This is a genomic window from Citrobacter sp. SX206 (assembly GCF_024181025.1).
GTDB classification, from domain to species: Bacteria; Pseudomonadota; Gammaproteobacteria; order Enterobacterales; family Enterobacteriaceae; genus Citrobacter; species Citrobacter youngae.
Genome location: NZ_CP049738.1, coordinates 816,487 through 831,805 on the forward strand (window position 1 = coordinate 816,487; position 15,319 = coordinate 831,805).

14 protein-coding genes are annotated in these 15,319 nt (G+C 54.5%); 12 read left to right on the forward strand and 2 right to left on the reverse strand.

Annotated features, from left to right (window positions below; all coding sequences use genetic code 11):
• The first annotated feature begins 5 nt into the window (after positions 1–5).
• The 5 genes from pgaB to G8S19_RS04010 all read left to right on the forward strand — a co-directional run bounded on the left by pgaB (position 6) and on the right by G8S19_RS04010 (position 4,458).
• Entirely contained in the window at positions 6–2,027 is a 2,022-nt protein-coding gene (gene pgaB / locus G8S19_RS03990; protein WP_048213135.1) for a poly-beta-1,6-N-acetyl-D-glucosamine N-deacetylase PgaB, read from the forward strand.
• Entirely contained in the window at positions 2,024–3,358 is a 1,335-nt protein-coding gene (gene pgaC, locus G8S19_RS03995) for a poly-beta-1,6-N-acetyl-D-glucosamine synthase (RefSeq protein ID WP_040232145.1), read from the forward strand. The genes pgaB and pgaC overlap by 4 nt, the downstream gene beginning before the upstream one ends.
• Entirely contained in the window at positions 3,355–3,861 is a 507-nt protein-coding gene (pgaD, locus tag G8S19_RS04000) for a poly-beta-1,6-N-acetyl-D-glucosamine biosynthesis protein PgaD (protein ID WP_048213134.1), read from the forward strand. The genes pgaC and pgaD overlap by 4 nt, the downstream gene beginning before the upstream one ends.
• 82 nt (positions 3,862–3,943) lie before the next feature.
• A complete protein-coding gene (gene yjdI / locus G8S19_RS04005; protein WP_005123368.1) occupies positions 3,944–4,174 on the forward strand; it encodes a 4Fe-4S mono-cluster protein YjdI in 231 nt (76 codons plus the stop codon).
• A gap of 11 nt (positions 4,175–4,185) precedes the next feature.
• Positions 4,186–4,458, forward strand: coding sequence for a GNAT family N-acetyltransferase (locus G8S19_RS04010; RefSeq protein ID WP_101741591.1), 273 nt, complete (start codon positions 4,186–4,188; stop codon positions 4,456–4,458).
• A gap of 42 nt (positions 4,459–4,500) precedes the next feature.
• Here G8S19_RS04010 and G8S19_RS04015 read toward each other — a convergent pair whose 3' ends face one another.
• Positions 4,501–5,430 carry a LysR substrate-binding domain-containing protein gene (locus G8S19_RS04015; protein ID WP_253686116.1) on the reverse strand — a complete coding sequence of 310 codons (930 nt, stop codon included), beginning with the start codon at positions 5,428–5,430 and terminating at the stop codon, positions 4,501–4,503.
• Positions 5,431–5,822: 392 nt separating this feature from the next.
• On the opposite strand from G8S19_RS04015, the gene G8S19_RS04020 reads away from it, so the two are divergent.
• The 7 genes from G8S19_RS04020 (at position 5,823) to G8S19_RS04050 (ending at position 14,326) form a co-directional block, all read left to right on the forward strand.
• Positions 5,823–6,428 carry an ankyrin repeat domain-containing protein gene (locus G8S19_RS04020; protein WP_101741593.1) on the forward strand — a complete coding sequence of 202 codons (606 nt, stop codon included), beginning with the start codon at positions 5,823–5,825 and terminating at the stop codon, positions 6,426–6,428.
• A 117-nt stretch (positions 6,429–6,545) separates the two neighbouring features.
• Positions 6,546–7,343: a DUF2877 domain-containing protein gene (locus G8S19_RS04025; protein ID WP_253686118.1), complete on the forward strand. Its 798-nt coding sequence runs from the start codon at positions 6,546–6,548 to the stop codon at positions 7,341–7,343.
• A complete protein-coding gene (fdrA, locus tag G8S19_RS04030; RefSeq protein ID WP_253686120.1) occupies positions 7,321–8,868 on the forward strand; it encodes an acyl-CoA synthetase FdrA in 1,548 nt (515 codons plus the stop codon). Before G8S19_RS04025 ends, fdrA begins: the two co-directional genes overlap by 23 nt.
• The gene (locus G8S19_RS04035; protein WP_003033887.1) at positions 8,868–10,286 is read left to right on the forward strand and encodes a DUF1116 domain-containing protein; all 1,419 of its coding nucleotides are present in this window, start codon (positions 8,868–8,870) and stop codon (positions 10,284–10,286) included. Before fdrA ends, G8S19_RS04035 begins: the two co-directional genes overlap by 1 nt.
• A gap of 117 nt (positions 10,287–10,403) precedes the next feature.
• Positions 10,404–11,954: a xanthine permease gene (locus G8S19_RS04040; protein ID WP_105242191.1), complete on the forward strand. Its 1,551-nt coding sequence runs from the start codon at positions 10,404–10,406 to the stop codon at positions 11,952–11,954.
• Positions 11,955–11,980: 26 nt separating this feature from the next.
• Positions 11,981–12,931, forward strand: coding sequence for a carbamate kinase family protein (locus G8S19_RS04045; RefSeq protein WP_253686122.1), 951 nt, complete (start codon positions 11,981–11,983; stop codon positions 12,929–12,931).
• Between the two features lie 12 nt (positions 12,932–12,943).
• Complete coding sequence (locus G8S19_RS04050) at positions 12,944–14,326, forward strand: amidohydrolase family protein (RefSeq protein WP_115601520.1); 1,383 nt, start codon at positions 12,944–12,946, stop codon at positions 14,324–14,326.
• 44 nt (positions 14,327–14,370) lie between these two features.
• Here the strand turns inward: G8S19_RS04050 and G8S19_RS04055 are convergent, their stop codons facing one another.
• Positions 14,371–15,285: a nickel/cobalt efflux protein RcnA gene (locus G8S19_RS04055; protein ID WP_253686124.1), complete on the reverse strand. Its 915-nt coding sequence runs from the start codon at positions 15,283–15,285 to the stop codon at positions 14,371–14,373.
• Positions 15,286–15,319 lie beyond the last annotated feature (34 nt).

Below are 15,319 nucleotides of genomic sequence, written 5' to 3' on the forward strand. Positions count from 1 at the left end.
TGTTCATGCTGAAAAGATGCCTATGGCTTAGCGCACTCATCGCTGGCTGGTTGATGATTACCGCGTGCAGCAGTGCGCACAATACGACGCCTCGCTACGTTCCTCCTGATGAGAGAACGCCGCTGACGGCCGATCACCCGTGGCCGAAAAATAGTTTTTTGGTTCTGGGTTATCACGATGTAGAGGATGATGCAGCCGATCAGCGCTACCTCTCTGTGCGTACCAGCGCGCTGAGCGATCAAATAGCCTGGCTCCGTGATAATGGCTATAACCCGATCAGCGTTCAGCAAATTCTGGATGCTCATGACGGTAAAATCGTGCTGCCGGAAAAAGCGGTTCTGCTCACCTTTGATGACGGGTATAGCAGTTTCTATACCCGCGTCTGGCCGCTGCTGAAAGCTTACAACTGGCCAGCCCTTTGGGCACCGGTTGGAAGCTGGGTGGATGCCCCTGCGGACAAAAAAGTCGATTTTGGTGGCCTGATGACGGCGCGCGACAAATTCGCCACCTGGAAGATGGTCGAGGAAATGGGCAAATCGCCGTTGGTGGAAATCGGCGCGCATACCTGGAACTCGCATTTCGGTGCTGAGGCGAACCCGCAGGGAAGTAAAGAACCTGCAGTGGCAAACCGTCTCTACGATAAGAAAACCGGCACTTACGAAACGGACGAGCAATACTATCGCCGTATTAATACCGATATCTCTTTGATCACCAATAAAATTAAAGCGGTAACGGGGAAATCGCCACGTGCGTGGGTATGGCCTTACGGTGCCGCCAGCGGTACGACCTTAAACCTGGCCAAAGAGCAAGGTTATAAGATGGCGTTTACGCTTAATGAAGGGCTGGCGAATGCGGCATTCCTTGATGATATCCCGCGTGTACTGATTTCTGATAACCCATCGCTCAAGCGTTTTGCCAGTCAGGTTGCTCAGGTGCGTGAACCGCAGACGATGCGCGTGATGCATGTCGATCTGGATTACGTCTATGACAAAGACCCCGCCCAGCAGAAGCGCAACATCGATAAGCTGATCCAGCGTGTCTACGACATGCGTATCTCTCATGTCTTCCTGCAGGCGTATGCCGACCCTAAAGGCGACGGGAACATTCGCGAGGTCTATTTCCCTAACCGCTGGCTGCCGATGCGCGCCGATCTGTTTAACTATATCTCCTGGCAGTTACAAACCCGTGCAGGGGTTACCGTGTACGCCTGGATGCCGGTGCTGGCTTTCGATCTGGATGCCTCAATTCCGCGTGTAACGGCATGGGATCCGAAAACCGGACGTACTGCGATCAACCGCGAGAACTATGTCCGTCTTTCACCCTGGAGCAGTGAAGCGCGTCAGCGCATTACCGAGATCTACGAAGACCTGGCGAAGCACGCCAGCTTCAAAGGCATCTTGTTCCATGACGATGCCTTCCTGACGGATTTTGAAGATGCGTCGCCGGAGGCGTTAGCCGCCTACCGTGCCGCAGGACTTCCGGGAAGCATCGAGCAAATCCGTAATAACCCTCAGGCGTTTGAGCGCTGGACGCGCCTGAAAAGTAAGATGCTGATCGACTTCACCAAACAGCTGACTCAGTCTGTGCGTAATATTCGCGGTCCACAGGTGCAAACTGCGCGCAATATTTACGCCATGCCGGTACTGGAGCCTGAAAGTGAAGCCTGGTTTGCGCAAAACCTGAATGATTTCCTGAATACCTATGACTGGACGGCACCCATGGCGATGCCATTTATGGAGCAGATCCCGGCCAATGATGCTAACGCCTGGCTTGATCGACTGGTGAATGCTGTCGCACAGACGCCCGGCGCGCTGGATAAAACCGTGTTTGAACTGCAGGCACGCGACTGGCGTAAATCCGGGGAACAGGCCGAAATCAGCGGTAAACAGCTCGCCGAATGGATGCGTCAGCTTAAGTTAAGCGGCGCAGGCAACTACGGCTATTACCCGGATGATTTCATCAGCGATAAACCTGAGATGTCAGAGATTCGTTCGACGTTCTCCTCATACTGGTACCCGCAAAAATGACCGATCGCATAATTGCTTTCCTGATACTTTGCCTGATGTTCAGCCTGCCGTTTGGCGTGGCTGTCGTCTTCACGGGTGAAGTGATGTTGAACTTTGTCTTCTTCTGGCCCTTGTTCATGTCTGCATTGTGGATAAGCGGCGGGGTCTATTTCTGGTTTTACCGTGAGCGTCACTGGAAATGGGGAGATGAAACGCCGCCGCCTACTTTGGAGGGAAATCCGCTGGTCTCGATTTTGATCCCGTGTTTTAACGAAGGGATCAACGCGCGCGAAACGATCGAGGCCGCACTGGCCCAGCGATATAAGAATATTGAAGTTATTGCCATCAATGATGGTTCGACGGATGACACGCACGATGTTCTGGAACAGCTGGCAACAGAGTACCCAAGCCTGCGAGTGATTCACTTAGCGGAAAACCAGGGGAAAGCCCTGGCTCTTAAGACCGGCGCAGCTGCAGCGCGCAGTGATTACCTGGTGTGCATCGATGGGGATGCGTTACTGGATCGTGATGCCGTCGCCTATATCGTGGCTCCGCTTATCCAGTTCCCGCGCGTTGGTGCGGTGACCGGTAACCCGCGTATTCGTACCCGCTCGACGTTAATTGGCCGCGTACAGGTCGGTGAGTTCTCGTCGATTATCGGCTTAATCAAGCGTACCCAGCGAGTCTACGGGCAGATATTTACCGTTTCAGGTGTCGTTGCCGCGTTTCGTCGCCGGGCGTTGGCTGAAGTTGGCTACTGGAGCCCGGACATGATCACCGAAGATATCGACATCAGTTGGAAGCTGCAATTACGCCACTGGTCGGTATTCTTTGAGCCGCGCGCGCTGTGCTGGATCCTGATGCCTGAAACATTGAAAGGACTGTGGAAACAGCGCCTGCGCTGGGCACAAGGTGGTGCGGAGGTGTTTATCGTTAACATGCGCCGCCTGTGGTCGTGGGAATTCCGCCGTATGTGGCCGCTGTTCCTTGAGTTCTGTTTCTCTACCGCGTGGGCATTTGCGTATGCGGTTAGTATCGTGCTGTTCCTGTTAGGGCTGCTATTCCCGATGCCAGACACGCTGTATGTTCAGCATCTGTTCCCGCCAGCCTTCACTGGACTTATCCTCGGCGTGGTCTGCCTGTTGCAGTTCGCGGTGAGCCTGATGATTGAACGGCGCTATGAAAAAGGGATTGGGGCCTCATTGTTCTGGATCATCTGGTTCCCGGTGGTGTACTGGATGCTGAGTCTGTTCACCACGCTGGTGGCGTTCCCCAAAGTGATGCTCAAACGCAAACGCGGCAGGGCACGCTGGGTCAGTCCTGATCGCGGTATCGGGAGGATTGAATCATGAACCAACCGCTGATTTTTACCGAACGGCGTCTGCTGCCGCGGGTGATCGACGTCGTGTTGACGCTTATTGCCTGGATTGGGTTCTTATACCTGATTTATAAAGGGTTGATCGTCGCACTGGCGCATTCACCGCATATAGGGGTTCGCCCCTTTTTCACGACCCTGGATACGGTGACGTTTTACATTCTTATTGCCCTGGTCAATGGTCTGGTGCTAATTGGTTGGGCTAAGTACAACCAGTTTCGTTTCCGGGTGGAACGCCGCAGTCGCAGACCGGGTCTGGAAGAGCATGAGCTGGCGGAAAGTTTACGCATTACCCGCGAGCTGGTGACCGAGCTGAACAAGGCGAGGGTGCTGACGGTTCACCATCATGAAAGTGGTGAGATCAGTCATATCGATGTGGACAGGGATATCGCCGATAACCGTCTGCCGCCACCGACGCCTGCGATGCTGGAGTATTTGCCACCAGAGCAGCAGCCGTCGTGGCAGAGACGGTCTGAGTGATATTTCTGCTTTCAGCGGCTTCCTTCAGCCTCGCATCGGTCTATGATTAGACCCAGACAATAAAAAAATGTGAGGCAATGTCGTGGATAAGGAACTACTGGATGCAGGTTACCGGGCCTATACCGGCGAGAAGATTGATGTCTATTTCAACACGGGGATGTGCCAACATTCGGGTAATTGCGTACGAGGAAGCGCAAAGCTTTTTAACCTGAAGCGTAAACCGTGGATCATCCCGGATGAAGTCGATGTTGCGACGGTTATCAGGGTTATTGATACTTGTCCGAGTGGTGCACTGAAGTATCGCCAGAAATAAGTGAGGGAACCATGGAAATTCTTGCAGGCCACAACAAATTTTATGTGAACGATGCTGAAGGCAAGCAGGTCGCCGAGATTGTTTTTGTGCCGACGGGCGAGCATCTGAGCATCATTGAGCATACCGATGTCGACCCCAGTCTGAAAGGTCAGGGCGTGGGTAAGCTGCTGGTAGCGAAGGTGGTGGAGAAAATGCGCGCTGAAAACCGCAAAGTTATTCCGCTGTGCCCGTTTGCCAAACATGAGTTCGATAAAACTCGCGAGTACGACGATATTCGCGCCTGATTATCACACGAGCGCCGGAACGCATCCCCGCTATCCGGCGCATCACTGCCGATGCAGCAGATCCTGATAAATCCCCGTCAGTACCCCTTGTGGGCCAAACTCTTTTTTAATCCACTGCGTTACACGACCGGTTGCCGAATGCTGGGTTGCCAACAGCATGCGTGAATCCTGACGCGGGTTGTGGATCTGCCGCGTGACCAGCAGCGACTTTTCCATCGCTTCGCGTACCATATAGTCCGGTAAAAAGCCGATGCCTTCACCCAGAATCTGGCACTGACACTTGGTATTAAAATCAGGAACCAGAATCGACTCCTGTCCGTGTAACAGCCAGCCGACCTTCTTGTTGATGGTGTGTGCGGTGTCTTCCACCATGATGTTTGGGTACAGGCGTAACTGGCTCTCAGAAATGGGTTCCGGCATAAAGGCGAGGGGATGATCCGGGGCAATCGCAAACGACCAGCGGATCGCGCCGATCTCAGTGTAATCAATGCCGCCGCCATCCAGTAACGTATCAGGCGCGCCAATGGCGATATTAGCCAGGTTGTTGATGATCGAATCCCAGACGCCGTTATACACCTCGGTGGTGACGGTTATCTGGCAGGTCGGAAACTGCTTTTTGAGTACCTGTAACAGCCGTGCAGTATGCTGTGGGGTATACAACAGCTGGTTAATGCAAATGCGTACCCTCGCTTCAATTCCCTGGGCGATAGTATCGATGCTGCGCTTGATGGCGTGGAAGTCATTTAGCAGGTCGGTTGCTTTGCGAAAGAAGTAGCGACCGGACTCGGTGAGCTCAATGCTGCGGGTACTGCGAGTAAACAGCACCACATCGAGCCCCATCTCCATACGTTTGATGGTGTAGCTGATGGCCGACGTTGTTAAGCCAAGCTCCTCAGCGGCCTTGCTGAAACTGCTGTAGCGCGCTGCCATCGTAAAGGCCAGCAGGTTTTCCTCGGTAAAAATTGAATTCATCCGTTCTCCCCTCAGACCATGCTGCGATGTCTACGATACGATGATTGTTGAATGTATTTGTAATCCTTATCGAGAGCAATCAGTTTTGAACAGAATTTAACACTAGGGTTACATTTGATTTGAAGGCAATCACACTTCTGTATTTTAGTTGCGACCCGCTATCCGTGCTGCATACCGCCTGATTTCCCCAGGCTCTGATTCATCGCTAAAACGGCTTCCGTCATAAGGGAAAGATTGCACTACAGCACGTTTTACTCTCATTATTAAATTTGATTCAACAATCGACACGCTTACGATGAATGAAATTTAAGCGGATGTTATTCTCTAAACTCTGTTGCTATTCTCAGGTTATCGGAAATATGAAGAGTCTAAAAAACTGCAGGAGAGTGATTATGTCAGAGAAAGAACTTATTACTGAATTTCTGCTGGCGGCAGAACAGGGTAACGTCGAAGGATTAAAATCCTGTCTGGAAAAAAATGTGGATATTAATGCCACCAACCGTCAGGGCCGTACTGCCATAATTATTGCCAGCCTGAATAAGCATTACGATTGTGTTTCTTTATTGATTGCCGCCGGTGCTGATATTAATAAGCAAGATCAAACCTGCTTTAATCCATTCCTGATTAGCTGCCTGACAAATGACTTAACGCTACTGCGTTTGGTATTACCGGCTAACCCGGATCTTGAGCGTCTGAGTCGTTTTGGCGGTGTCGGTATTACGCCAGCCAGCGAAAAAGGTCATGTTGAGATCGTGCGTGAGCTGCTGCTGCGTACCGATATCAATGTCAACCATACTAATTTTGTTGGCTGGACGCCGCTGCTGGAAGCCATCGTACTTAATGACGGTGGCGCGAAGCAGCAGGAGATCGTTAAGCTGCTGCTCGACCATGGCGCAAATCCGCACATGACGGATAAATACGGTAAAACCCCGCTGGAACTGGCGCGAGAGAAAGGGTACCACGAAATTGCCGAGCTGCTGATTGCGGCCGGAGCCTGACAGAGGAGCGCCGCTATCGCCACGCCATCACGGCGATGCGTACGGGCGCTAACCGCCGACGGCGCGTTTCTTTCATTCCGGGGAACCGGGCGAGTAGAACAGGTTTTTTCCCGCGCGGTGAATCTGTTCATACCTGAGCAGCAGCGATTACTGACGTTACTGAGTGAAGGCTGTGATAACGCGCCCAATAGCTGTCGGCTGGCGCTGACGCATTGTGAAGACCTGTTTCATCCCGGTGAGCCGGTCAGTTTTACCGAATCAGGGATTGTCGTTGGTAAGGATAAGTGGATAGAGACTTCCGGGTGCCTGCTGTGGCGAATACCACGGTGGACATCTGATGCAGCAAGTCTTGCCGCAGTCGGCTGGCAGCATTGGGAAGAGGTTATCCGCCAACAGCTAAGAAACGACGACACATTATTTTTGTATCAGGGTGACAATCCGTTTTTTCAGGAAATCACCCGTCAATTACGCAACCGCCGACAAACATTACTGACGGCGTTGCGTACAGGAGAAAATATCTCTACAGCGGTCAGCCATTTAATTGGTCTGGGGATTGGGCTGACGCCATCATCGGATGATTATTTAGTTGGTCTAAGTACTATATTATTTATTCCAGGACACCCGCTGGGAAAATATCGGGGAGAGTTTTTAGCCGCCTTGCAGCGTGACGGAAATAATACGACATTACTCAGTAAAATTACGCTGGAGGAGGCTTTTCATCAGCGCTATCGGGAAAGTGTCGCACGACTGCTGAACCATATTATTAATGAGCAACAACCCGTTTCTACGCAATATATAACTGATATTAAAAATATCGGCTCAAGTTCTGGCTGCGACATGCTGTACGGCATGGCAGATGCCTGCGCCCTGAGCCACAGGTCCGGAGGGAATTATGTCGATCAGGATAGTTGTTAAAAAGAATACGTACTTTGATTCGGTCTCACTGATGTCTATTTCAACACGCGCAAATAAGCTCGATGGTGTGGAGCAGGCGTTCGTGGCTATGGCGACAGAAATGAATAAGGGCGTGCTGAAGAATCTCGGCCTGCTCATGCCTGAACTGGAAGAGGCGAAAAGTGGCGATCTGATGATTGTCATTAAAGGCGCCAGCGAAGCGGCGAACGAGCAGACGCTGGTGGCGATTGAGGATCTGTTCACGCATAAAGAGCAGGGTGGCCAGCACGAAGCGCGCTATGCCACGCTCGCCAGCGCGAAGAAGCACGTTCCCGACAGCAACCTGGCGGTGATCTCGGTCAATGGCCTGTTTGCCGCGCGTGAAGCGCGTCAGGCGCTACAAAATAACCTCAACGTGATGTTGTTCTCTGACAACGTCTCTCTTGAAGACGAGATGATGCTTAAGCAACTGGCGCACGAAAAAGGGCTGTTGATGATGGGGCCAGACTGCGGAACCGCCATTATTAACGGCGCGGCGCTGTGTTTTGGCAACGCAGTGCGTCGCGGCAACATCGGAATTATTGGTGCGTCCGGTACCGGTAGCCAGGAACTGAGCGTACGCATTCACGAGTTTGGCGGCGGGATTTCCCAACTGATTGGCACCGGTGGACGCGATCTGAGTGAAAAGATTGGCGGCCTGATGATGCTTGACGCGATTGGCATGTTGGAAGCCGATCCGCAAACCGAAATCATTGCACTGATCTCCAAACCGCCTGCACCTGCGGTGGCCCGCAAGGTACTGGAACGTGCACGCGCCTGTCATAAGCCCGTGGTGGTGTGTTTCCTTGGACGTGATGCCGCGCCTACGGATGAAGCGGGGCTGCAGTTCGCACGTGGCACCAAAGAAGCTGCGCTGAAAGCGGTACTGCTGACAGGCGTGAAAAAAGAGAGTCTGGATCTGCATCCGCTCAACTGGCCGCTGATTGAAGAGGTTCGCGCCCGTCTGACGCCACAGCAAAAGTATATTCGTGGGCTGTTCTGCGGCGGCACGCTGTGCGATGAAGCGATGTTTGCCGCCATGGAAAAACATGCTGAAGTGTACAGCAACATTCATCCGGACCCGGCATTCCGCCTCACGGATCTCAATCGCAGCGTCGCGCATACCTTCCTTGATTTCGGTGATGATGATTTCACCAACGGTAAACCGCACCCGATGATCGATCCCACCAACCGTATTAGTCGTCTGTTGCAGGAAGCGCGCGATCCTGAAGTTGGCGTGATCGTGATGGACTTCGTCCTTGGTTTTGGATCGCATGAAGATCCGGTTGGCGTGATGCTCGACGCGATCGTTGAAGCCAAAGCGATCGCCGCCGCAGACGGTCGTCCACTGGAGATCCTCGGCTATGTGCTGGGAACCGATCAGGATACGCCGTCACTGGAAAAACAGTGCCAGATGCTGACCGATGCTGGCGTCATCTGGGCGAGCAGTAGCACCAACACCGGATTGCTGGCGCGTGAATTTATCTGTAAAGGGGAGGAAGCCTGATGAGCCAGACACTGTTTAACCAGCCGCTGAATGTGATTAATGTCGGTATCGCGATGTTCAGCGATGACCTGAAAAAGCAGAACGTTCCCGTGACCCAGCTCGACTGGACGCCGCCGGGCCAGGGCAACATGCAGGTGGTTGCGGCACTGGACGAGATTGCCGATTCGCCGCTGGCAGACAAAATCGCTGCCGCTAACCAGCAGGCGCTGGAACGTATTATCCAGTCGCATCCGGTGCTGATTGGCTATGACCAGGCAATCAATGTCGTGCCGGGGATGACCCGTAACACCATCCTGCACGCCGGGCCGCCAATCCGCTGGGAAAAAATGTGCGGCGCAATGAAGGGCGCGGTCACTGGGGCGCTGGTGTTTGAAGGCCTGGCGAAAGATCTGGATGAAGCCGCCGAACTGGCCGCCTCGGGCGAAATTATCTTCTCTCCGTGCCACGAGCATGACTGCGTTGGCTCGATGGCGGGTGTGACGTCAGCATCCATGTTTATGCACATCGTTGAGAACAAAACCTACGGCAACCGCGCATATACCAATATGAGCGAGCAGATGGCGAAGATCCTGCGTATGGGCGCGAACGATCAGAGCGTTATCGATCGTCTGAACTGGATGCGTGATGTGCTGGGACCGATGCTGCGCGACGCCATGAAGCTGGCGGGCGAAATCGATCTGCGCCTGATGTTGGCGCAGGCGCTACACATGGGCGATGAGTGCCATAACCGTAACAACGCCGGGACGGCGCTGCTGATTCAGGCGCTGACGCCGTGGATTATTCAGACCGGCTATCCGGTTGAGCAGCAGCGTGAGGTGTTCGAGTTCGTCCTCAGCAGCGATTACTTCTCCGGACCGACCTGGATGGCGATGTGTAAAGCCGCAATGGACGCCGCCCACGGTATTGAATACAGCACCGTGGTGACGACGATGGCGCGAAACGGTGTTGAGTTCGGTCTGCGTATCAGCGGCTTACCGGGTCAGTGGTTTACCGGTCCGGCGCAGCAGGTGATTGGCCCGATGTTTGCGGGCTACAAGCCGGAAGATTCCGGACGTGATATTGGCGATAGCGCGATCACCGAAACCTACGGCATTGGCGGTTTCGCTATGGCGACGGCGCCGGCCATCGTGGCACTGGTGGGCGGTACGGTCGAAGAGGCCGTTGATTTCTCGCGCCAGATGCGTGAAATCACTCTCGGCGAAAACCCCAACGTCACCATTCCGCTGCTTGGTTTTATGGGCGTACCGACCGCTATCGATATTACGCGCGTGGGCAGCACCGGCATTCTGCCGGTGATTAACACCGCAATTGCGCACAAAGATGCGGGGATCGGCATGATCGGTGCCGGAATAGTCCACCCGCCGTTCGCCTGTTTTGAAAAGGCGATCCTCAACTGGCGCGACCGCTACTGCCAATAACAACAATCGGGGCTGACGCGGTTAGCCCCACAGTAGCGAAGCGAAAAATGTTGCTTACCTGCAGGGCTGGGCGATCTTCGCGATCGCAAACGATGCTTAACCTGTTAAGGATATTCCATGAACAGCATAAAACTAGAATGGAAACGTGGTGACTGGGCAGCTTACTTTGGGCTGATGACCAACAACCTGACTAACCTGCTGACAATGATGGGGCTGCTCATTTTTGTCGTCGGGATCCCTACCGAAATTGTCTATGGTCGCATTGCGCCTGCCTTTGGTCTGGCGGTGCTGGTGGCCAGCGTCTGCTACGCCTGGTTTGGCCTGCAGATGGCAAAGCACACCGGGCGTAAAGACGTGACGGCGCTGCCGTCCGGACCGAGCGCACCGTCAATCTTTACCGTCACCTTCCTGGTACTGATGCCGGTTTATCAGCAAACCAAAGATGCCAACTTTGCTATCCAGATAGCGCTGGTATGGTGCTTTGTCGAAGCGTTGATCCTGGTCGGCGGCTCCTTCCTGGGCGAGACCATCCGCAAGATGATCCCACGTACGGTACTGCTTTCTTGTCTGTCCGGCCTGGGACTGTTGCTGCTGGCGATGAACCCGATGCTGCAGGCATTCGAAGCGCCGACCGTCTCTTTCATCGTGCTGTTGCTGATCTTCATTAACTGGTTCGGTAAGAAGCCGATTTTTGCCCGTATTCCTACCGGTTTGCTGCTGCTGATTGCCGGTACGGCCCTGGCGTGGATCTCCGGTTTACAAAGCCCGGAAGCCATTAAAGCGTCGATGTCTTCCTTTGGCTTCAACCCGCCGGAAATTCATGTCGACAGCTTCCTGCAAGGTTTGCCGCACGCGCTGCCGTATCTGGCTTCTGCGGTTCCTTTGGGTCTGGCGAACTACATTTTTGACCTCGAGAACATTGAAAGTGCGCACGCGGCGGGGGATGAGTACAACACCCGCAAGGTGATGATGGCGAACGGTTTTGCCTCCATGCTCGGCTGCATGCTGGGCAATCCGTTCCCGGTGACCGTGTATGTTGGGCATGCGGGCTGGAAAGCGATGGGCGCCAGCATCGGCTATACCCTGGCATCTGGTATCACCATGTTCCTGGTACCGCTGTTTGGGCTGGGCGCGTTTATGCTCGCCATTATTCCGATGACTGCGATAGTGCCGATTCTGGTGTTTATCGGCGTGGTGACCGCCAACCAGGTGGTACGAGAAACACCCAAAGTAGAGGTTCCCGTCATCTTCATCTGTCTGTTCCCGTGGATTGCCAACTGGGCATTGACCATCGTTAACAGCGTGATGGGCGCCGCCGGAACCTCTGCGGGGAAACTGGGCAGTGACCTGCTGCACAGCAAAGGCGTCTATTACGACGGACTGGTGCATCTGGGAAGCGGCGCGCCGCTGGCCAGCATGCTGTGGGGCTGTGTCGCTATCTTCGCCATTATGAATAAGCCGTTACGCGGGGCGATTGCCGCAGCCTTTGGGGCACTGCTGTCGCTGTTTGGCGTGATCCACTCCCCGGCAGTTGGCTTTGCTGAGGGCAGCTCGATGATGTTTGTTGTGGCCTACCTGATGATGAGCGGCATGTTTGTCGTCAAACATATTCTCGACAGTCGTGAAGCGGCTACTGCGCCTGAGCAGGAACCGACGAAAACAACCTGAATCGCCTGCATGCGGAAGAAAATACGATGAAAGAACTTGTGGTCGTTGCCATTGGCGGCAACAGCATTATCAAAGATAACGCCAGCCAGTCGATTGAGCACCAGGCTGAAGCGGTGAAGGTGGTGGCGGACACGGTGCTGGAGATGTTGGCATCGGACTACAACATTGTGCTGACACACGGTAACGGGCCGCAGGTGGGGCTGGATCTCCGGCGTGCTGAAATCGCGCACGAACGCGAAGGTTTGCCGCTTACCCCGCTGGCAAACTGCGTTGCCGATACTCAGGGCGGTATCGGTTATCTGATCCAACAGGCGCTGAATAACCGTCTGGCGCGGCGCGGTGAGCAGAAGGCAGTTACGGTGGTCACGCAGGTGGAGGTCGACAAAAACGATCCGGGCTTCGCTAATCCGACCAAGCCTATCGGGGCGTTCTTTAGCGAAGTGCAGCGCGATGAGCTGCTGCGGGTCAATCCGGGCTGGCGCTTTGTCGAGGATTCGGGGCGCGGCTACCGGCGGGTTGTGGCTTCCCCTGAACCCAAACGTATTGTTGAAGCAGAGGCCATCAAAACGCTGACCCAGCAGGGGTTTGTGGTGATTGGCGCAGGCGGCGGCGGGATCCCGGTGGTGCGTAGCGAGCACGGGGATTATCACAGCGTGGATGCGGTGATTGATAAAGATCTCTCCACGGCGTTGCTGGCACAGGAGATCCGCGCCGACATTCTGGTGATCACCACCGGCGTAGAGAAAGTGTGTATTCACTTCGGCAAACCCAACCAGCAGGCGCTGGATACGGTGGATATTGCGACAATGACCGGCTACATGCAGGAAGGTCACTTCCCGCCGGGCAGTATGTTACCCAAAATCGTTGCCAGCCTGACGTTCCTGGCGCGCGGCGGTAAGCGGGTAATCATCACCACGCCGGAATGCCTGCCCGCCGCACTGCGCGGTGAAACGGGCACCCATATTGTCCATTCCTGAGAGGAGATGCGAATGAAGGAAAGTAACAGCCGCCGCGAGTTTTTAAGTCAGAGCGGGAAAATGGTCACTGCTGCTGCGCTGTTTGGCGCAGTGGCTCCGGTCACGTATGCTGCTAATCCTGTCGGGAACACCTGCGGGTCGAAGAGCACTATGACGATTAACGATAAGCACTATTACCTGGATAACGTCCTGCTGGAAGCGGGGTTTGATTACGAAAACTCGGTGGTGGTACATACCCGTACCGCGCTGCAAACCGTTGAAATCCAGGACGGGAAAATTGTTGCGCTGCGCGAGAATAAGCAGCATCCGGATGCGGCGCTGCCGCACTACGATGCGGGTGGAAAGCTGATGCTGCCCGCCATGCGCGACATGCACATCCATCTGGATAAAACCTTTTACGGTGGTCCCTGGCGTTCGCTGAACCGTCCGGCGGGTACCACCATTCAGGATATGATCCGCCTGGAACAAAAGCTGCTGCCTGAACTCCAGCCTTATACGCAGGAGCGGGCGGAAAAGCTTATCGATCTGCTGCAATCAAAAGGCACCTCGATTGCCCGCAGCCACTGCAATATAGAACCGGTTTCCGGACTGAAAAACCTGGAGAACCTGCAGGCGGTGCTGGCGCGTCGCCAGCCGGGTTTTGCCTGTGAAATTGTGGCATTTCCACAGCATGGTCTGCTGTTATCAAAATCTGAACCGTTAATGCGTGAAGCGATGCAGGCGGGAGCGCAGTATGTCGGCGGTCTGGACCCAACCAGCGTGGATGGGGCGATGGAAAAATCCCTCGACACCATGTTCCAGATTGCGCTCGATTACAACAAAGGCGTGGATATCCATCTGCATGAAACCAGTCCGGCGGGCGTGGCGGCGGTGAATTACATGGTAGAAACGGTGGAGAAAACGCCGCAGTTAAAGGGAAAACTGACCATCAGCCATGCATTTGCGCTGTCTACGCTGAACGAGCAGCAGGTGGATGAACTGGCAGCCCGCATGGCGGCGCAGCAAATTACCATTGCCTCGACGGTGCCGATTGGCACGATGCACATGCCGCTAAAACAGCTGCGCGACAAAGGCGTGGAAGTGATTACCGGCACCGACAGCGTGATTGACCACTGGTCGCCGTACGGGCTGGGCGATATGCTGGAAAAGGCGAATCTGTACGCGCAGCTCTATATTCGCCCGAATGAACTCAACCTGTCGCGGGCGCTGTTTCTCGCTACCGGTGATGTGCTGCCGCTTAACGATAAAGGTGAGCGCGTCTGGCCGAAAGCGCAGGATGAAGCCAGCTTTGTGCTGGTGGATGCCTCCTGCTCGGCGGAAGCGGTCGCGCGAATCTCCCCACGCACTGCGACCTTCCATAAAGGGCAACTGGTGTGGGGGAATGTCGCAAGCTAGCCTGGTTCTACGCGCAGCGGCTATCGCTGCTGCGCTCCCATATATTAACCGACGATCCCCATATAGCCGTGAATCCCCATATATACGCCGACCATCGCGATGAGCACGCTGGAAAAATAGGGCGCTTTGCGTGCCAGCGTGTTAAATCCGCTCCAGCGTTTGGCCGCCTGCTGCACGCTGATTGCCGCGCCCACGCCCACCGTTACCAGCGTTATCGCCAGCCCGAGGCTAAAGCACAGCACCATCGTTGCCCCCAGCGTAAAGGCTTTGAGCTGGATACAAATCAGCAGTACCGTAATGGCCGCAGGACACGGGATTAACCCGCCGGTCAGGCCAAACAATAAAATTTGGCCGTTGGTGACCTCTTTGCCCGCAAAGCGGCGCTGAATATCGGTGGCATGTGCGCGTTCGTGCGCGTCCTGATACTCTTTCGAACCCTCGCTCAGCCCTGCTAACGCGGCATGGTTATGATCGTGGTCATGGTGATGGTTATGATCGTGGTCATGGTGATGGTGATGATCGTCATCGTGGTCATGATGGTGGTGGTGATGATCGTCATGATCATGGTGGTGGTGATGCCCGTGATCGTGGTCGTGATGCGTCTGGGCCAGCCAGTTCTGCTCTCCCTGCCAGGTCCGCCAGAACATCCAGAATGCGGTCCCGAGAATAATTATCGCCGAGACAAACTGCAGCCAGGGCTCCACGGCCTGGGCTGTAAACGCTTTGCTGATATACATCCCGCCGAGCGCAATCAACCACACCACAGCGGTATGCGACAGGGTAGCCGCCAGCCCCAGCATCACCGCCTGCTTGATAGTCCCCTTTATGGCGATAATAAAGGCCGCCATCATTGTCTTGGAATGCCCCGGTTCCAGACCGTGTAACACGCCCAATAAGATCGCGCTGGGAATGAAAAACCAGGCGTTGCCTTGCTGAAGAAGCGTCGAAAACTCACCCATGAGAATGATTCTTAGTTGTTTTGTTTCACCGGAT